Raw genomic sequence first — 19,085 nt, 5'->3', positions numbered from 1 at the left:
TGACGAGCACGCGCGTGTCACACCTCCGACCCCACACGCAACTGTCGTAACATGTGTCCCGTTAGTTAACTTTTTGCGCTCTTTTTAACCTGCAGATAGCCCCTAGGGAGTAACAGTGCAACAGAAACGTCGTCTCGTCCCCGCGAAATCTCGGTGGTCTACGCCGATTATCGCCGCGGTCACCTCCATCGCCGTGGTCACCACCGCCGCCTTCGGAGGGCATACCATTCTCCAGACCCAGGAGGCTGGCAACGGGCCGATTGAAGTTTCGTCCCACAGCGAGTCCTTCGGTTCGGGCGAAGCGGTCGTCGTCGATGACCCTGCCATCGCCTCCCAAGGTGACGGCTCTGGGCCGCGCGCGGTGAAGCAGTTCCACCGTGACGAAACCTTTTCCTCCTTCGCCGTGACGTGGAAGGGCCCGCGCGATGTCGCCGCCTTCGTGCGCGCGAAGCAGCCGGACGGGTCCTGGTCCGAGTGGTACGACATGGACGCGATGTCCTACTCCGGCGATGACCCCTCTGCCACGAACGGTACTGAGCTCATCTTCGTGGGCGACACTAACGATGTGCAGGTTTCCATCAACAATGTCGATCTCGTGACGGGGTCCAACCTCGATGAATCCTTCGAGGAGACGGAGGTTGAGGAGGACGCCGCGCTTGACGACGTCTCCCCCTCCCTCGCCGCCGCCAATGCTGCCGCGGAGCGCTCCGCGAACCCGCTGCCGGCGCCTATTGCGTCCAATGTCGGTGACATTGCGCCAGTAGCGGACGTCGAGAACACCGCCAGCATGGAGGGCCTTGAGGCCGTGTTTATGGACGGCAATGCTCAGGAGGGCGAGGTTATCGAAGCCACTGCCGATACTGACGGTATGCCGCGCGTGGTATCTCGTGCTCGTTGGGGCGCGGATGAGAGCCTGCGTTGTAAGGACGCTGATTACGATGATGGCGTGAAGGCTATTGCGCTGCACCACACTGCAGGTTCCAATGATTACACCCGCGCGCAGGCAGCTGCACAGGTCCGCGCGGCATACCAATACCACGCACAAAACCTGGGCTGGTGCGATATCGGCTACAACGCCTTGGTGGACAAGTACGGCACGATTTACGAAGGCCGCTATGGTGGCCTCGACGAGGCCGTGCAGGGCGCCCACATCGGTGGCTTCAACGAAAACACGTGGGGCATCTCGATGATTGGTAATTACGAGAAGACTCAGCCGACCGCTGCCCTGCTGAAGTCAGTCACGGACCTGGCGGGCTGGAAGGCCGCTATCTCTGGTGTTGATCCGGAATCCCGCGTGAACCTTCGCTCGCAGGGCTTCTCCGGTTCGAGGTACCCGGCCGGTGCTTATGCCCCGGTCTACGGCTTCTTCGGCCACAGTGACGCTCACTTCACTGCATGCCCGGGCCGCTACACCATTGCGCTCTGGCCGCAGATTCGTGCAGCAGCGCATAAGAAATACAAGGCCATCAGGTCTGGGGCATCTGGCTCAATCGATTGGTCTGATGACTTCGAAGGGTCCACTGCAACCGACACAGCGACAGTCACCGATGAACCAGCACCGCGCCCGAACAAACCGGCAGCGCAAGAGCCGATGTCCTCGATTGGTGATTCCGAGATTCCGCTCAGCACCATCACGGCACTCCTCGGCCTAGCTGCCACGGTCTTCGGCATCATGTACAGCCGCTCCGATAAGCAGATTGACATGGACCAAAAGGTCGGCGGACTGCCGGTCGAGCAGATTCCGGGCATCGTGACCAAGGTGGTGTCCTTGAGCAAGAATGAGGGCCTCAAGGAGACGTGGACCGCGGTGCTCAACAACTTCGGGCCGGTCCTGGGGCTAGCCGTGGGCGGCCCGGATGAGACGTCGGGTATCATTTCGCAGCTCTTCCAGAACGGCGTGGTCCTCTACTCCGAGGAGACTGGCGCCCACGCACTGGTGGGCCAGATTGCCAAGGAGTGGGCAACCGGCGCTAACGCCGCCAAGCTTGGCTTGCCGACGTCCGACCAGATCCTCACCGGCAACGGCAAGGAAGTCCGCGTTCATTTCCAGGGCGGTTCCATCGTCTACAACCCAGATACCGAGCAGATTCACGTCTTTACGGACTAATCCTCAGCTCGAGTGAGGCTCTGCACAGCGCAGGGCCCCGCGTTGAGGATCGCCAACGCCGCGGAGGCCCTGTGGGGGCGTCCGCGTGGGCGGTGTGGTGCTTGGGGGGTTTAGCCTGGCCGGGGGAGGTTGTTCTGGGCTTGTTGGTAAGCCGCCTGGGCAGTGATCGGTTCTGCCCAGGGTGGGATGTAGCCTACTTCACCGCGGAGGCGGAAGACGTAGCCGGCCCCGGTGGGTTTATCCGGGTCATCATCGTTAATACCGTTGTGGTAGGCACACAGCATCGTTAGATTCGGCGGGTCGGTAGTCCCGCCTGCTTTCCACGGCACCAGGTGATGCACGTGGGCATAATCAGCCGGTTTGTTACAACCTTTCCTGGCACAGGTCGGGTGCTCAGCACTGGCCATGATGCGCTGCTCAAACCCGGCGAGGCGTTTCATGCGGTGCAGCCATACCGGCCCGATGGTGGGGTGGATGAGGGTGACGTAGCCGATCTCAGCAAACTTGTAGTTCAAAAACTGCGTGCCGGTCATACGCCCACCATTGGTGAGCTCCAGGACGATGTCATCCCCGTCGCCGGAGATAATCTTGTCGAGCTTGTCTAAGGTTACGACCACGCTGGTGAATACGGCGGGTTTGGTTCCGCCGTGGGACTTGTTGAAGAAGACCTGTTTGGCTGCTTCCAGCAGGTTGTTCTGGTTGAGAGATTCTAGAACGCCGCGCATTTCGGTGACGGTCATGGGGTCATCGGTAATCGTGAGTGAATGCGGCCCATCAGCACGATAGGTCATGCGTACCCCAGGTTTCGGCACACGTTTAGGTTTGAGTTCTTTTAAGCGCTTGGCTGCTACGGCTGGGATGTTGTGTGCTGGGGTGCCGGCAAGCTTGAGGCGTAGGTTCCAGGCATGCAGCTGATTGTTGAGTTTCTTGGTGTAGGACTCAATCAAGCTTAATGTGGCTAGGTCGTGGCGTTGCTCTGCGGCCCGGTGGCGGGCTTGTCGTTGTTTGCCCGTGAATTTCGTGGCGCCGAAGTAAATGTGGTTCAGGCGTGCCAGTTCGGTGGCGTCGGCAGGTGAAGCGCCGAGTGCGCGTAAACGATTCTCGCCTCCTACCGCTTGCTCCACCAACGTGATCCCCGAGTTGCGGTAGGAGAAATAGGTTTCTAAATCCCCCATGACCCAGAACCCTAAAACACCCCAACCAACCCTGCAACCGGAAGATTAAAACCAGTGCTCAAGCACCTTAGCCACCCCGGCCTGGTGATGGGGCAGGGTGGTGGCATCGGAGACGTCGGCAAGCGCGGGGTGTGCGTTTCCCATTGCGACGCCGCAGCCTGCCCACTCCAGCATTTCGAGGTCATTGGGCATATCGCCGAAGGCGATGATGTCTTCGCGTGAAATACCGTGATGTTCCGCCAACCACTGAACCCCGCGGCGCTTGGTCACGTTCGGCGCAGCGACCTCGAGCACGCCCTCCGACATCGAGTACGTGACGTGGGCAAGCTCTGGATCGATGTGCGGGGCAACCAACTCATAGAGCTCCGGGGCCGAATAATCAGTATTGCGGATCAGCAGTTTCACGGCTGGTTTCGACACCAATTCCCCCACGCTGACCAGGCCGAATCCCTCAAACATCGCGTTCTCCGAATAATGCGATTCCACCACGAAGAGTTCGTCCACGGGATCCAGCAGCGAGCCGCCAGCGCGCTCTGCACCGAAACCCGCGCCACCTAGGGGCTGGAGGGCTCTGGAGGCGACGTCGACAGTTTCGGCCAAAGCCTCCGGGGACAACTCGTGGGTAGAAAGGACGCGGTCCTCGGCAGAATCATAAATCACCGCGCCATTCGAGGTCACGCACACCGGACGCACCGTAAGCTGCTCCAGCACCGGCATAATCCAGCGGAAAGGCCGACCCGTGGCCAAGGCAAACTCGGCTCCGGTGTTGACAGCCCGGGAAATGACCTCCCGATTGCGCTTAGGCACGCGGTGATTGCGGTCCAACAAGGTTCCGTCGATATCGCTCACGATGAGGCGCGGGGCGTGCTCCGGGAAAGTCATAACCTTGAGTCTACGTCAGGGGCTGCAGCAAAAAGGCGGCCGCAACACATGTTGTCACGGCCGCCGTGGGGAAGACGTTAGAGCTTAAGCGATGACGTCATCATCGTCGACATCTTCCCAGTTGAGGGAACGCTTAATAGCGCGCTTCCAGTCGCGGTAGAGAGCCTCGACCTCCTCCTTTTCGCGCTGCGGCTTCCAGACCTTGAAGTCGCCCTGCTGGGAGCCCAGCACGCTGAGGTCATCCCAGAAGCCGGAGTCAAGGCCGGCGGCGAAAGCCGCACCGGTGGCGGTGGTCTCCACGTTCTTCGGGCGGTGGACCTCGACGCCGAGCATGTCTGCCTGGAACTGCATGAGTAGCTCGTTCATGGTCATGCCGCCGTCGACGCGCAGCTCGGTGATCTCCACACCGGAGTCGGCGACCATGGCATCGGCGACGTCACGGGTCTGGTACGCGGTGGATTCCAGGACCGCGCGGGCTAGGTGCTTGCGGTTGGCGTAGCGGGTCAGGCCCACGATTACACCGCGAGCGTCCGGGCGCCAGTACGGAGCGAAGAGGCCGGAGAAGGCCGGCACGATGTAGACGCCGCCGTTGTCCTTGACCTCGCGGGCCAGGTTCTCGATGGACGCGGAGTTCGGGATGAGTTGCAGGTTATCGCGCAGCCACTGCACCAGGGAACCACCCATGGACACGGAACCCTCGAGCGCGTAGACCGGACGCTCGCCCTCGCGCTGGAAGCACACGGTGGTGAGCAGGCCGTTGTCGGAGAACTTCGGGGTGGTACCGGTATTGAGGAGGAGGAACAAGCCGGTGCCGTAGGTGTTCTTCGCAGAACCCGGGCGGAAGCAGCCCTGGCCGAACATGGCGGCCTGCTGGTCACCAAGGATGGCGCGAATCGGCACGCCAGACAGGGAGCCGCGCTCACGGACGGTGCGGAAGTCACCGAGGGAGGGACGAATCTCCGGAAGCATGGAGGTAGGAATACCCATCTCCTTGCACAGATCCTCATCCCACTCGAGCTTCTCGATGTCCATGAGAAGGGTACGAGAAGCGTTGGTGACGTCGGTGGCGTGGAGGGCTTCTTGGCCGTTGTCGCCGTCGGCGCCGCCGGTGAGGTTCCACAGCAACCAGGTATCGATGGTGCCGAAGAGAAGCTCGCCAGCCTCGGCGCGCTCGCGAGCACCCTCGACGTTATCGAGGATCCACTTCACCTTCGGGCCAGCCGGGTAGGAGTTGATGATCAGACCGGTGCGGCGGCGCCACTTGTCCGCGCCTTCGTCGCCAGCCAGTTCCTTACAGATTTCAGTGGTGCGGGTGTCCTGCCACACGATGGCGTTGTAGACCGGCTTGCCGGTCTTCTTGTCCCATACAACGGTGGTCTCACGCTGGTTGGTGATACCCAAAGCGGCGATGTCTTCAACGTTGATGTCGCCGTTGGCCAAGGCCTCACCCACCGCGCGGCGGGTATTGCTCCAGATTTCCTCTGGGTCATGCTCGACCCAGCCCTTCTCTGGGAAAATCTGCTCGTGCTCGAGCTGGCCGACGGACACCTGCTCGCCGTCGTGGTCAAAGATGATGCAGCGCGTGGACGTGGTGCCCTGGTCAATCGCTGCAACGTAGCTCTTGGTGGACATAACTTTCTCCTTGTCGGGGGTGTTTTAAAGGGCTATGGACAGCAGGCCAACGGCGACGGCCGACAGCATCGGCGCGACGACCGGAACCCAGGCATAGCCCCAGTTTCCAGTGCCCTTGTCCTTGATGGGCAGGACGAAGGCGTACATGATGCGGGGACCAAGGTCACGGACCGGGTTGATGGCGTATCCGGTGGGGGTACCGAGGGACAGACCGATAGACACGATGACGAAGGCAACACCGAAGTAGCTCAGCGGGCCGAGCTCGCCGCCGGTAGGACCGAAGGCGATGAACATGAGCAGCACAGTGGTAGCGATGAACTCCGTCACTGCGTTCCAGCCGTTATTCGGGTGCGCCGGGTTCGTGAAGAAAATACCGCCGGTGTTCTTGTTGGCTCCGGTGACGTTGCCGGCTTCGTCGACATTGTTGGCGTCGAAAAGCTGCTTAAACGTTGCCCACGCCAGGAAGGCACCAAGCATGGCGCCCAAGATCTGACCCAGGAGGTAATAAGGCACGAGGCTCCATTCAAGAGAGCCGTTGACAGCGAGCATGATAGTCACCGCTGGGTTAAGGTGACCGCCAGTGGGGTCCGCGATGCTAGCGCCCAAGTAGACGCCGAGGCCCCAGCCCATTGCGATAACGATCCAGTCTGCACCACGCGCCGCGGAGGTGCGGAGGTTTACAGTGGCGCAGACGCCGTTACCCAACAGGAGCAGCACTGCCGTGCCAAGGAACTCCCACAGGAATGCATCAGTTCCGGTCATAACTTGTCCTTTCTCTTTTGCCTAGGCCAAAGGCCCAGCGAGAGACAGCAAACGTCCTCGCTGGGCCCGTGATGCTTAGGCTTCTTCCTTAGTGGCTCGTGCGCTGCCAGCGCGCTCGAGAATGTCATTTGCCTCACGGTCGGTGAGGGCAGCCTCGGCGGCAAGTTCCGCCTCGGTGTGCTGCTTGAACTGGCTAACCTCGCGCTCAATGTCGCTCTGGTCCCAGCCCAGCAGAGGCGCAACGAACTCAGCGATAGGCTGAGCAGCGGCAACGCCACGGTCGGCGAATTCGATAGCCACGCGCAGACGGCGGGTAACGATGTCGTCGATGTGCAGAGCACCCTCGTGGGTGACGGCATAGCGAACCTCAGCCCAGATGTAGCTCTCAGCGCCCGGAATCGGCTCAAGGAGGGAAGCGTCATCGGCGGCCGGAGCCAGCACCTCGCTGATGAGCGAACCGTAGCGGCCGAGCAGATGCTCGATGCGCTCCTCGCTGAGGTTGTAACGGCGAGCGAGCGCCGGAACCTGGTTGGCCAGCGCGTGGTAGCCGTCCGCGCCCAAGATCGGGGTGCGCTCGGTGACGGATTCTGCCACCTTGAAGCCCAGTTCCTTGGCGGCCAGGTCCACCGCATCCTTACCGATGACGCGGTAAGTCGTGTACTTACCACCAGCAACGGAGACGAGACCCGGGGCTACGCGGGCAACGGCGTGGTTGCGGGAGAGGTTGGTGGTGGAGTCGGACTTACCGGACAGCAGCGGGCGCAGACCGGAGTAAACACCGACGATGTCCTCGCGGGTAATCTTGTTGCGCACGCGCTGGTTGACCTGGTCCAGGATGTAGTCGATATCTGCCTTGGTCGGGGCCGGGTCCGGCAGGGACAGGCCCTTTTCCCAGTCAGTATCAGTGGTACCGATGATCCAGTACTCGCCCCACGGGATGACGAAGAGCACGGACTTTTCAGTGACGAAGCACAGAGCGGCGTCGGCATCGAGGGCGTCCTTCGGGACAACGATGTGCACACCCTTGGAGGCGTGAACGGTGAACTTGCCCTCCGCGCCGGCCATCTCCTGAATCTTGTCGTTCCAAACACCCGTGGCGTTGATGAAGACCTTGCCCTTGACGGTGGTCTCGCGGCCGGTCTCGAGGTCACGGACCTGCGCAGCGGTGATGCGGCCGCGGTTATCCTTCTCGAAACCGATGACCTCAGTACCGGTGCGCACACTTGCGCCGTATTCAGCAGCGGTACGCAGGACGGTCATGGTGTGGCGGGCGTCGTCGACAAGCGTGTCGTAGTAACGCACGCCACCAACGACGGCATCCTCCTTGAGGCCCGGGGTGACCTTGAGCACGCCCTTGCGGGTGAGGTGCTTCTGCATCGGAACGCTCTTAGCGCCACCCATGAGGTCGTAAAGGGTAAAGCCACCGAACATCATGACGCGCTCCCAACCGCGGTGGGTAAGGGGGAAGATGAACTTCAACGGCTTGACCAAGTGCGGGGCCAGGGTCGACATGTTGAGCTCGCGCTCCTTGAGGGACTCCGCAACGAGGCGGAAGTCAAACATGGCGAGGTAGCGCAGGCCACCGTGGAACATCTTGGAGGAACGCGAGGACGTTCCTGCCGCAAAGTCTTGGGATTCCAACACGGCCGTCTTCAAACCGCGGGTGGCTGCATCCACCGCAGCACCAGCACCTACTGAGCCGCCGCCAATAATGACGACGTCATAGTCTTCAGTGGAGTAGTCGTTCCAGGTCTGTTCAAAATACTCGGGGTTAAAGCTGTGGTTACTCGTCGTGGTCATGGTTGACCGAATCTCCTCTCTCGCTGCTTACCACTGCGCGGAAAAGATTTGTTCACATGACAAAGGCGCAGCTCAAGCAAATGTGCTCACCCACCGCGCGAGCAACGATGCCTCGGCATTGTCCACCACGGTCATTGCTGTGCGGCTGAGATGAAGAAGAAGTTATCTCCCAAACCCCATGCTATAGGTCACGCCTTTTTCGTTCTGGAGACACTACTCACACGTAAGTTCCGGAGGGGTAAGCAGGACTTTTTCACACCACTCAGTAGGCGCACAAAAAGAAAACCACCCCCATCAGGGGGCAGCAAAGAGGCATGGGGAATCTCCCAAAAGTGGGAGATGTAGCGACTTATTTCTTCTTCGACTTCTGCAGGCGGGCCATCGCCTCAAGCACTTCTGCCATACCGAAGCGCTCGGCGGAATACGTCACGGCCCGAGCCGCCTTAATCACCTCGATGGGGGCGGTCTCTAGAGCCACCATATGCACGGCAACATTCTCGTCGCCTTCGGCAAAGGTTTCATCACCGGATTCGTTCGCAAAGAAGAGAAGGTCCTTCGGCTCGGCTCCAATCTTCTTCACCACCGCGGCCAGCCCCTCGGCCGGAGAGGCGGCGGTCGCGACGGGACCACCGGGAGCGTCGTTAAACTGCACGCCTTCAGCACCTTCGGCACAGGCAATGCGCCAGACGTTCTGCGGGATGTCCTCCACGGCAGCGGCATCAAGTACTGTGCCCTGCTGCGACATAATCACCAGATGCTCAACCTGGGGATGCAACTGCGCCAGTGCTCCCTGGAGGCGCTTGGACACTTCGCCGCCCTCCATGCTCATCGCGCTCTGATCCGCCACAACAATGCGCGGCACAGCGGAGTATTCCGCCTTGATGCGGTGTGGCAGACGGGAAACGATGAGGCGAGACTGCGTGGCGGCCGAGAGCAGGCCCTGCTCCACGACGGACCCCGCGAAGATCTCCTTACCGCTCGCCGTCATCGACGCCTGCGCCTCGGCGACGTCCGACTTGAGCTGCGCCATAACCTCCGTCACCTTGTCGCGACCCTCCTCCAGGCCACGAGTTGCCTCCTCCACCACGGAGTTGAGGTTCTCCTTGATCCATTCCAGGGTTTCCGGCGCGGTACGCGGCCGCTCCTTGAGCTGGTCGGCGTCGGTGGTGCTGTCGGCGCTGTCGGTACTGGGGACGTCGGCAAGCACGGCGTCATCGTCAGCCTCCGGCGCGGCCGATTTTTTAAGCATCATGCGGTCACGGACCAATTCTATGGTGGCGGCGGAGACATAGCCTTTGAGGTGGGCCAAGTCATCGCGCAAACGACGCACGCGGTAGCGCTCGTCCTCCACCACGGCGTCCTGAGCCTCAGCCTCCTCCAAGGTCGGCGCACCGCCGCCCTTGCGGGCAGGTACCCAATACTCGCCCGCGGGCATCGGCCCGAACTCGGACTCATACTGCTTCCACAGCTCCTCGAGTGCTTCCTGCATGCGGCGACGCACTTCCGCGATATCGGCATCGGGGTCACCCGTGGTGTAGTAGGGCTCCAGCGCCGTGATGAGGATCGGAGTATTCGTGCGGCCCAAGTGCTTCTTCTGCCCCTTGGTCCAGAGGCGCTGGGAGCCAAAAATAATCTGCGGGATAATCGGCACACCCGCCGCGTGGGCAATGCGCGCAGCACCATTGCGCATGGACCTGATTTCGAAACTGCGGGAAATGGTGCCCTCCGCAAAGACGCCGACCAGCTCGCCATTCTTGGCCAACTCGGTGCCCTTCACAATCGACGCCCCACCATCAATGCGATCCACCGGAACGTGCCCCATCACTTCGAAGAGGCGGCCCACCATTGGAGCCTTGAATACCGAGGCCTTGGCCAGGTAACGCACAAGGCGCTTCTTCTGGTACGCCAAGTACGCTCCGAAAAGGAAGTCCATATAGCCCGTGTGATTGCACACGATGACCGCGCCGCCCTCATCCGGAATGTTCTCCACGCCCGACAGGCGCATCTTCAAACCTTGGGCCACGGTGACCCCACGGCCTACGTGTGTGATCTGCCGGTAGACAAAATTGGTCACAGCGCTCATGGTGCTCCAAACAGGTAAGAAACCTCGCCGCCTGAAGGAGGCGGCGAGGAGGGACAAGGGAGGGCGACGCGGGTGAAACCCCGCGCGTAGCGATCTACTGGGAGTTTACGGGGTAAAGCACATCCTTGCCCACGAAAGGACGAAGAGCTTCTGGAACCACGACAGAACCGTCCGCCTGCTGGTGGTTTTCCAAGATGGCCACGAGCCAGCGGGTGGTGGCGAGGGTGCCGTTGAGGGTAGCGGCGTACTGCGTCTTGCCGTTCTCATCGCGGTAGCGAGTGGAGAGGCGGCGGGCCTGGAAGGTCGTGCAGTTGGAGGTCGAGGTCAGCTCGCGATAGGTCTGCTGAGTAGGAACCCATGCCTCGTTGTCGAACTTACGGGCAGCGGAGGAACCCAGGTCACCACCGGCGATATCGATGGTGCGGTACGGCAGCTCCATAGCGGCCAGCATGTCCTTCTCCATCGCGAGCAGCTTCTGGTGCATCTCTTCGGCGTCTTCCGGCTTGCAGTAGATGAACATCTCCAGCTTGTCGAACTGGTGCACGCGCAGAATGCCGCGGGTGTCCTTACCGTGTGAACCGGCCTCGCGGCGGAAGCAGGAGGACCAGCCAGCGTACTGAATCGGGCCGTTGGACAGGTCGATGATTTCGTCCTTGTGATAACCGGCCAGAGCCACCTCAGAGGTACCAACGAGGTAAAGGTCATCTTCCTGGAGGTAGTAAACCTCATCCGAGTGCTGGCCCAAGAAACCCGTGCCCTGCATGACGTCCGGACGCACAAGCACCGGCGGGATCATGAGCTTAAAGCCAGCCTCACGGGCCTTCTGCGCGGCCAACATGAGCATGCCCAGCTGCAGGAAGGCGCCGTCACCAGTGAGGTAGTAGAAGCGGGCACCGCCGACCTTGGCGCCCCGTTTGACGTCGATAAGCCCCAGCGTCTCACCCAACTCCAGGTGATCCTTCGGCTCGAAGTCGAACTCCGGCTTCTCGCCTACTTCCTCAATCAGCACGAAGTCATCTTCGCCACCGGCCGGCGCGCCTTCGACCACGTTGGAGAGCTGGTACTGCAGCTCCTCCACCTTGGCCTCAGCGGCAGCCGCTTCCTCGCTAGCTGCCTTCACCTTCTCCTTGAGCTCATTCGAGCCCTCCAGAAGTGCCGGGCGCTCCTCCGGAGAGGCTTGGCCAATCTTCTTGCCAAAGGCGTTCTGCTCAGAACGCAGCTGGTCCGCCTTCACAATCGCCGCGCGGCGCTGCTCATCGGCGGCAAGCAGCTGGTCCACCAACTCGGGATCCTCCCCACGGTTAACCTGGGAAGCGCGGACTACATCGGGGTTTTCGCGAAGAAACTTGAGATCAATCACGCCTCATAGTCTAGCGCATGCACTACCCTTTGCGGTGGTAATAACCAGCGGCCTATCATAGTGTTATGGCGCCTCACATCATCACCGACGGCCCCGTGCCTAAGCACGCGCAGCTGCGGGATATTCTCTCGGAGCTCTGCCGCACCACGCTCAAGCCGGGCGATATCCTGCCTGGCGAGCGCATTTTGGAAGAAACCTATGGCGTTTCCCGCATCACGGTTCGTCGCGCCATCGGGGATTTGGTGGCGGAGGGCCGCCTGCGCCGCGTGCGTGGCAAAGGCACGTTCGTGGCGCCGAACCCCCTGGTGAGCCGCCTGCACCTAGCGTCATTCTCCGATGAGATGGGGATCCAGAAGGTCACGGCATCCTCCAAGATCCTGCTCGGTGAGCGCAGCACCGCGCCGGACGAGGTGTGCGAATTCTTTAATACCGCTCCCACCGTGGCCCATACCCACCTGCGCCGCCTGCGCTTGGGCGATGGCGAGCCCTATTCCATCGATGATGGCTGGTACAACTCCACCTTCGCGCCGACGCTGCTGGAAAATGACATTTACAAGTCCGTCTATGCCATTTTGGGCTCGACCTTCGACGTCCCCATTACAGAGGCCGAACAAACCGTGACGGCCGTAGCGGCAGAGGAAGAGATCGCCGCGCTTCTCGACGTCTCCCCAGGCACCCCCCTCCTCCACATCACACGTTTCGCCCGCTCGGGGGACCGGCCGGTGGAATGGTGTTCCTCGGTCTACCGCACCGACCGCTACCGGCTGACCTCCCGCGTCGCCCGTGCTTCTCAGTAAATGTCACGGTGGGCCGTAGGAAGCGCCTAGGAGCCGCTAAGGCTAAGGGGGTACTATGAAGAGTTCTATGAGCACTACTTCTGCCTGGCGCTCCGCCTCCTCCATCCGCGTCGTCCTCGTTGCCGCCTTGGCTGCGGCCGCCTTCATGGCTGCCTACGGTGTGTTCAGCGGCGATTCTTCCAGCAGCGACACCACCGCGGGCAAGTCCACCGCTCCCAGCGTCGACGGTAGCCAAGCCGCCGACCCCTCTGCCCCGGACGCAGCGGCAGCATCCTTCACATCCGCTTCCGCGGGGGCATGCGTGACGTGGGATATTGCGCCGGATGGCACCGCCACCGGATTCGAGCAGACCAGCTGCGATAAGCCACACCGCTTTGAAATCTCCGCGCGCGAGGACTTGAGTGCCTACCCCACCAGTGAGTTCGGCCGCAATGCCGAGCGCCCGGACATTACCCGCCAGAATGCGCTGCGCGATGAGCTCTGCGAGGCACCAACGGTGAGCTACCTCGACGGCAAGTGGGATCCCCATGGGCGCTACGACATTGCTTCTATCCTGCCGCCGGCGGCCTCGTGGGAGAAGGGCGACCGTACCCTGCTGTGCGGGCTGCAGACCACGGACGCTGCGGGTGTTCCGCAAGAGTCCACAGGAAAGGTGGCGGAGGTGGACCAGGCGGTCGTCGCCAAGCCAGGCGAATGCCGCAAGGTCGATGAATCACAGGTGGTCAGCACCGTGCCGTGTACCGAGCCGCACCAGATGGAGACCGTCTCCGTCATTAACCTGGCGGAGCGTTTCCCCGATGGCTACCCCAGCGATGAGGAACTGGACAAGCACCTTTCGGAGACCTGTACCCAGAACGCCATGGATTACCTCGACGGCGAGGAGAATCTTTACCAGTCCACTCTGCAGCCCTTCTGGGATGCCCTATCGCGCGAATCCTGGGAAGGCGGATCACGTTCGGTGAACTGCTCCTTGATCCACGTCAACCGTGGTTTCTTCTCCACCGTGACGGGCTCGGCCAAGGACGGGCGTGACGGTCTGATGATCGATGGCGCCCCGCCTACCGAGCAACCCAAGCGCAACCCTCTGCGCGATCCGAATGAGCAAGGCGGTGGCGAGACCCCTGCCGCTCCTACCGAAGACCCGGCTGCCGCGCCAGCACAGTAGGCGCCCGAACCACAAAAGGGAACAGCAATGTATGAGGTCAGCGAGGAGCGCTTTGAGGAGCTCGTAGGCGAGGCCCTCGACAAAATTCCGGACAGGTTCGTCGATCAGATGCGCAACGTCGTCATCCTCGTCGAGGACCAGAATCCAGAAAATCCCCACCTGCTGGGCCTCTACGAGGGAGTCATGCTGACGGAACGCACCGCCTCGCACACCGGCTACCTGCCGGATGCCATATCCATTTACCGCAAGCCGCTGCAGTCCATCTGCAACTCAGAGGAAGAGCTAGCGCACGAGGTCATGGTGACCGTCTTCCACGAGGTGGGTCACTACTTTGGCTTCGAGGAGGACCGCCTCCACGAGCTGGGCTGGGGGTAGGCGCCCCGAGACACCTACGCTGGCTATAACGAATTAGACGTCGGTATCGGCCCAGCGCTTCAGGGTCCACTGACCAAAGTGCTGGCCGTGTGGCTCCATGAGGGTAAAGCGGCAGTTGGGCATATAGCCGGTGTAGGCAAAGTCCGGGTCCACGCCGCAGGCATGGGTCGTGACCACGCGGATAGCCGCGCCGTGGCTGACAACGATGACATCTTCGTCGTCGCCAAGCTCCGCGGCAATATCCACCAGCACCGGTTGATAGCGCTCCAGCACGTCGGTGTAACTTTCGCCGCCCGGCATGCGGGCTTCCGGATCACCATCGACCCAGCCGCGCAGGGCCACCATGTATTCGCGGTGGGTATCCTCGCTGCCGCTCATCTCGTGCTCGCCGGCGAAGACCTCGTGCAGACCCACGCGGACCTCGACGGGAACGTTGCGTTCATCGGCAGCCTCGGCATAAGCCTTGGACGCCAACATGGCCGTCTGCTGGGCTCGCAGCGCAATGGAGCAGACGAAGCGTACGCGGCGGCCTTCACACAGCTCGGCCAACTCCCGGCCCACGTCCTCTGCCTGACCGCGGCCGCGCTCGGTCAGCTCGGCGCCCGGCGGGCGAGTATCCATGATGCGGTCAATGTTGGAAAAGGTCTGGCCGTGGCGCAGGAGAATGATTCTTCCGGTCATGCTTCACACATTATTGCCCGGTGCGCGCCTTCGCTACCCATTCATCAGCCTGCTTAAGACGGACCAGATCCAGCTGGGCCTTCGGTGTTGCCGCAGCGGAGGGCCACGAGCCTACGAAGACCACCTCTTCTGCGCGCAGCCACAGCGCCCGCAGGGCCTCGGCCACCGGCTGGTCATCAATGTGCCCGATAAGATCCGCGTGGAAACGGTAGTTGCCAAAGACGGTACGCAGCGGACGGGACTCGATGCGGGTGAGGTCCACGCCGCGGTGCGCAAACTCCTGCAAGGCGCCCACGAGCGAGCCAGGTTCGTTGGGCAGGGTAAAGATGACGGACGTGCGGTCGTGGCCAGTGCGCGCGGTGGGTTGGCCGGCGGGGCCTACTAGGACGAAACGAGTGGTGGCGCCCTCGACGTCGGCGATATTGTCCGCTAGTGCATCCAGCCCAAAGACCTCCCCGGCACGGGCGGGGGCTGCTGCTGCATCCGCCTCGCCGCGCGCCACAGCCTGGGCAGCCGCGCCATTCGACGCCGCCGGGACGTACTCAACGCCCGGCAGGTTCTCCTCCAACCAGCCGCGAACTTGCTGGTAGGCCACCGGATGAGTCGAGAAGGTTGTGATCTCCTGGGCGCTCTTGCCCCGAGTCAGGATGGAGAAGGACACCGGAAGGTCCACTTCGCGGTAAATCTGGACCGGGGAACCATCAGCCAGCGCATCGAACGTGGCCGTAACTGGGCCGTCCACCGAGTTTTCAATGGCCACGCAGGCATAATCGGCGTCGCCTGAACGCACCGCGGCCAGCGCTTCCTTCGGCGAACCAACGGGAAGCGGTGTCGTTTCGCCCAGTTCTGCGGCAAAACGTTGCATTGCCGCCTCCGTAAACGTCCCGGCTGGTCCCAAGAATGCGATGGTGGTGCTCATGCAGGCAACCTTAGCCCACTAGACTGGGCCGCCATGGACGTTAGCGAGTTCACCCTGGAGAAACTGCGCGAGGATCTTGCGGGGCTAAGCCCCGAGGAGCACGGTTTCACGCACATTGATCTGGAGCGCCGGCCGCAGCGCCACGGGCGCTTGAGCGGGTGGATTCTCTCTGCCAAGGATCTCAATGACGTCGCCGGTATGCCCACTACCCACGGCCACGCTGAGCGCACCTACCTCGCCGAGGAGACAGATCCCTTCCTGCAGGAGCTTATCGACGCCGGCGCGGTCATCATCGGCAAATCCGCCGCCCCCGAACTGGGCTTGCGCGTCGATACGGAACCCGTGGGCCTTCCTCATCCAGATAATCCCCACTACCCAGGCCATACGCCGGGCGGTTCCTCCGGCGGGGCTGCCGTGCAAGTAGCGCGGGGTTTGCTGCGCGCGGCCCATGCCTCCGATGGCGGCGGTTCTATCCGCGTTCCGGCTGCCGCCTGTGGAGTCGTGGGCTTCAAACCTGCCGGCGAAGATCTCTCCGTGCCCGGTTTTATTACCCGCTCCGTGGCTGATAGCGCTACCCTCCATGGGCTAACTCCGCGCACACCGCGCGCCCGCGTTGGAGTGCTCACTGATCCTCTTTTCGCTGAGGTAGAGGTGGCTCCGCACATGCTCCGCGCCGTCAGCGAGGCCACTGCCCGGTTGGAGGGCGCCGGGTTCGAGACCGTCGCCATCTCGCCTTACCCGCAGGCAGCCGCAACGTTTGAGGCCTTCCAGCACATCTTTACCCACCGTCTGGCGGATCTGGAGTTCGCTGAAGGCTACGCCGAATGGATTCGCACCCAGGGCCGCCGTGTCACAGAAATGGAACTCTTACTCGCGCGCAGTCATGCCATCGTTCTGCCTGGCGTTCTTCGGAAGTTCTGGCAGGTCGACGCCATCCTCTCCCCCACGCTGGCCTTCGATCCGCCGCGTCGTGGGCACTTCCTTGACCGCGACCATCAGGAGAATTTCGACGAGCAAACCCGCTGGTCGCCGTGGGGATCACTGTTCAATGTAGCCAAGCTTCCGGCGATCTCCGTGCCGTGGCCGGTGCCCAACCACCCGCCAGTCGGCGTTCACCTAGGCGGCATCACGCTGGACGACGCCTCCCTTCTCGGCCTGGCCCAGGTGCTCCACCCATGACCATGACGCGCTCTCGCCTCCGGGCGGAAATTCTCATCGTCCTCACCATCACGTTCGGCATCTCCGGGGTACGCGCCGTCCTTCGGCTCGCGGATTCCCTCCTCAACCCTACCCCGCTCAACGAGCAATCCGTCACCATCAACTCCTCGCAGTCCACGACGACTCTGCTCGACCTCGCCTTCCAGCTGTGCAGCACCGCCATCTTGGTGGCGTGGGGCGCGCTCGTGCTCTACCTCCTTGCCTGGCCGCCGCGGCCCCGTTGGCGCGATGGCCTCCATGGCGCGGCATTAGCCGCTATCATTGGCCTGCCGGGGCTGGTGCTTTACTACGCGGCGCTGCACTGGGGCTGGACCAAGGAGGTCATTCCGGGCGCTTTTGATACCTGGATTGAAATCCCCGTCTTGCTGCTCAAGTCCTTCGCCAACGCCTGGGCAGAGGAGCTCGTCGTGGTCTATTGGCTCATGACCAGACTCAAGCAGTGCGGCTGGGCTCTTCCTGCCTCGCTAGCGGCGACGTCCCTCCTGCGCGGCTCCTACCACCTCTATCAAGGAATCTCGGCCGGGTTTGGCAATATCATCATGGGGCTGCTCTATGGCTGGTATTTTCACCGCACTGGACGGGTATGGCCGCTGGTCATCGCGCACTTTCTTATCGACGCCGTCGCGTTCGTCGGTTACGCTGCCCTCTTTGGCGCTTAAAAAATAGCTGGAAAAGGCTCCGCGCACGCCCTGTGAACTCTGGGGCAGGAGTGATTAGGCGGTACAGTGTTCCCCATGACCTATCAAGGACGCGATCCAGAGCGCGAGGCGCGCCGCGCGGGCAAATCCCCCGGCGATTACCGCCGCGCGGGTTCCGGCAGCTCGGCTCAGTCTGCTGGCGCCCATGCCAGCGATGCCGAGCTGGGCGATTACGTCCTCGGCGCCGATGGCCAGCCCCTGCGTGACCGCTATGGCCGCCCAGTGCGCCGCCGTCCCCAGTCCTCCCAAGCACGCCGCCCCGGCGCGCGGTCCGCAGAGCCCTACCGCGGCCGCCCAGCAGCGTCGCGCCGCGAGGAAACTCGTTTCGACGTCGATGCCTACATGGCCCAGAACCCGCCGCGCCAACAACCGCGCCCCTACGCGGACCGCGCTGCGCAGCAGCAGTACCAACCCCGCACTGAGCAGCCACCTCGCAGCTATAACCCCGATGATCTGGGGCGCGTCTCTCGTCGTCGCGCTGAAGGCCGCCCGCACAGCCGCCGCAAGAAGGTCAACCCCCTCAAGCAGGTTTTTGGCTGCGCGGGCTGGCTCGTTGCCATCGCGCTCGTCTTCACCGTGGTGTTCACCTTGTGGACGGATAGTCGCTTGACCCGCATCGATGCGCTGCCTGAGGAGCAGGTGGCGTCGACCTCCGGCACTAACTGGCTACTCGTGGGCTCCGACTCCCGCCAGGGTCTTACCGAGGAACAGCAGGCAGAGTTGGGCACCGGTGGTGACGTGGGCGCGGGCCGTACGGACACCATCATGCTCCTGCACATCCCGAAGTCCGGCAAAGCCAAGCTGGTCTCCATCCCCCGCGATAGCTACGTGGACGTCCCCGGCTTTGGCATGGACAAGATCAACTCTGCTTTTACCTACGGCGGCCCTCAGCTGCTGGCTCAGACCGTGGAGCAGTCCACCGGCCTGCACATCGACCACTATGCGGAAATTGGCATGGGCGGCCTGGCCAACGTGGTGGATTCCGTTGGCGGCGTCGAGATCTGTGTGCAGGAGCCCATCAACGATCCGCTGGCCGGTATTGACTTGCAGGCCGGCTGTCAGAAGCTCCGCGGGCCGGATGCCTTGGGCTATGTGCGTACCCGCGCTACCGCGATGGGTGACCTTGACCGCGTGCAGCGACAGCGCGAGTTCTTCGCCGCCCTGTTGGAAAAGACCACATCCCCGGCGACCATCGCGAATCCCTTCAAGGCCATCTCCTTGGTCAACCACACCGCGGACTCCTTCATCGTGGGCCGCAAGGACCACGTCTGGCACTTGGCACGCGTGGCGCTATCCATGTCCTCTGGAGTAGAGACAGAAACTGTACCGATTGGCGGTTTCCAGGACACCGTGGTGGGCAACGTCGTCCTTTGGGATGACGCCGGCGCCCAGGCCCTGTGGGATTCGATGCGCTAGGACTTCGACTGGTCG

Annotated in this window: 16 protein-coding genes; 7 read left to right on the top strand and 9 right to left on the bottom strand. The window is 62.3% G+C overall.

Features of this window, described 5'->3' with window-relative positions:
- Positions 1–115 precede the first annotated feature (115 nt).
- Complete coding sequence (locus I6J72_RS12310) at positions 116–2,107, top strand: N-acetylmuramoyl-L-alanine amidase (RefSeq protein WP_204099391.1); 1,992 nt, start codon at positions 116–118, stop codon at positions 2,105–2,107.
- A 110-nt stretch (positions 2,108–2,217) separates the two neighbouring features.
- Here the strand turns inward: I6J72_RS12310 and I6J72_RS12305 are convergent, their stop codons facing one another.
- The 7 genes from I6J72_RS12305 to serS all read right to left on the bottom strand — a co-directional run bounded on the left by I6J72_RS12305 (position 2,218) and on the right by serS (position 11,801).
- Positions 2,218–3,282 carry an HNH endonuclease signature motif containing protein gene (locus I6J72_RS12305; protein ID WP_204099390.1) on the bottom strand — a complete coding sequence of 355 codons (1,065 nt, stop codon included), beginning with the start codon at positions 3,280–3,282 and terminating at the stop codon, positions 2,218–2,220.
- 45 nt (positions 3,283–3,327) lie between these two features.
- On the bottom strand, positions 3,328–4,164 hold the full coding sequence (locus I6J72_RS12300) for an HAD family hydrolase (RefSeq protein ID WP_204099389.1): 837 nt from the start codon (positions 4,162–4,164) through the stop codon (positions 3,328–3,330).
- Between the two features lie 84 nt (positions 4,165–4,248).
- A complete protein-coding gene (gene glpK / locus I6J72_RS12295; RefSeq protein ID WP_204099388.1) occupies positions 4,249–5,796 on the bottom strand; it encodes a glycerol kinase GlpK in 1,548 nt (515 codons plus the stop codon).
- Positions 5,797–5,820: 24 nt separating this feature from the next.
- Positions 5,821–6,558, bottom strand: coding sequence for an MIP/aquaporin family protein (locus tag I6J72_RS12290; protein ID WP_204099387.1), 738 nt, complete (start codon positions 6,556–6,558; stop codon positions 5,821–5,823).
- A 75-nt stretch (positions 6,559–6,633) separates the two neighbouring features.
- The gene (locus I6J72_RS12285) at positions 6,634–8,358 is read right to left on the bottom strand and encodes a glycerol-3-phosphate dehydrogenase/oxidase (RefSeq protein ID WP_204099386.1); all 1,725 of its coding nucleotides are present in this window, start codon (positions 8,356–8,358) and stop codon (positions 6,634–6,636) included.
- A 349-nt stretch (positions 8,359–8,707) separates the two neighbouring features.
- Entirely contained in the window at positions 8,708–10,441 is a 1,734-nt protein-coding gene (locus I6J72_RS12280) for a 1-acyl-sn-glycerol-3-phosphate acyltransferase (protein ID WP_204099385.1), read from the bottom strand.
- A gap of 94 nt (positions 10,442–10,535) precedes the next feature.
- Positions 10,536–11,801 (bottom strand): serine--tRNA ligase, encoded by a 1,266-nt coding sequence (gene serS, locus I6J72_RS12275; RefSeq protein ID WP_204099384.1) that lies wholly within the window; start codon positions 11,799–11,801, stop codon positions 10,536–10,538.
- 65 nt (positions 11,802–11,866) lie between these two features.
- On the opposite strand from serS, the gene I6J72_RS12270 reads away from it, so the two are divergent.
- From I6J72_RS12270 to I6J72_RS12260, 3 genes are all read left to right on the top strand, one after another.
- A complete protein-coding gene (locus tag I6J72_RS12270) occupies positions 11,867–12,598 on the top strand; it encodes a GntR family transcriptional regulator (RefSeq protein ID WP_115023922.1) in 732 nt (243 codons plus the stop codon).
- A gap of 67 nt (positions 12,599–12,665) precedes the next feature.
- Positions 12,666–13,763 (top strand): septum formation family protein, encoded by a 1,098-nt coding sequence (locus tag I6J72_RS12265; RefSeq protein WP_204099383.1) that lies wholly within the window; start codon positions 12,666–12,668, stop codon positions 13,761–13,763.
- Between the two features lie 27 nt (positions 13,764–13,790).
- The gene (locus I6J72_RS12260; RefSeq protein ID WP_204099382.1) at positions 13,791–14,138 is read left to right on the top strand and encodes a metallopeptidase family protein; all 348 of its coding nucleotides are present in this window, start codon (positions 13,791–13,793) and stop codon (positions 14,136–14,138) included.
- 33 nt (positions 14,139–14,171) lie between these two features.
- Here the strand turns inward: I6J72_RS12260 and I6J72_RS12255 are convergent, their stop codons facing one another.
- Together I6J72_RS12255 and pheA are read right to left on the bottom strand one after the other, a co-directional pair.
- Positions 14,172–14,819 carry a histidine phosphatase family protein gene (locus I6J72_RS12255; RefSeq protein WP_204099381.1) on the bottom strand — a complete coding sequence of 216 codons (648 nt, stop codon included), beginning with the start codon at positions 14,817–14,819 and terminating at the stop codon, positions 14,172–14,174.
- Between the two features lie 10 nt (positions 14,820–14,829).
- On the bottom strand, positions 14,830–15,738 hold the full coding sequence (gene pheA, locus I6J72_RS12250) for a prephenate dehydratase (protein ID WP_204099380.1): 909 nt from the start codon (positions 15,736–15,738) through the stop codon (positions 14,830–14,832).
- A 33-nt stretch (positions 15,739–15,771) separates the two neighbouring features.
- Between pheA and I6J72_RS12245 the strand changes: the two genes are divergently transcribed.
- From I6J72_RS12245 to I6J72_RS12235, 3 genes are all read left to right on the top strand, one after another.
- Positions 15,772–16,917, top strand: a complete 1,146-nt coding sequence (locus tag I6J72_RS12245) for an amidase (protein ID WP_204099379.1) — start codon at positions 15,772–15,774, stop codon at positions 16,915–16,917.
- 2 nt (positions 16,918–16,919) lie between these two features.
- Positions 16,920–17,615: a CPBP family intramembrane glutamic endopeptidase gene (locus I6J72_RS12240; RefSeq protein WP_204100524.1), complete on the top strand. Its 696-nt coding sequence runs from the start codon at positions 16,920–16,922 to the stop codon at positions 17,613–17,615.
- Positions 17,616–17,690: 75 nt separating this feature from the next.
- Positions 17,691–19,070: an LCP family protein gene (locus tag I6J72_RS12235; RefSeq protein ID WP_204099378.1), complete on the top strand. Its 1,380-nt coding sequence runs from the start codon at positions 17,691–17,693 to the stop codon at positions 19,068–19,070.
- Positions 19,071–19,085: the final 15 nt, after the last annotated feature.

Origin of the sequence: Corynebacterium sp. FDAARGOS 1242, from assembly GCF_016889985.1 — a bacterium.
Classification (GTDB): domain Bacteria; phylum Actinomycetota; class Actinomycetes; order Mycobacteriales; family Mycobacteriaceae; genus Corynebacterium; species Corynebacterium minutissimum_B.
This window is presented reverse-complemented; position numbering and strand designations above follow the sequence as displayed.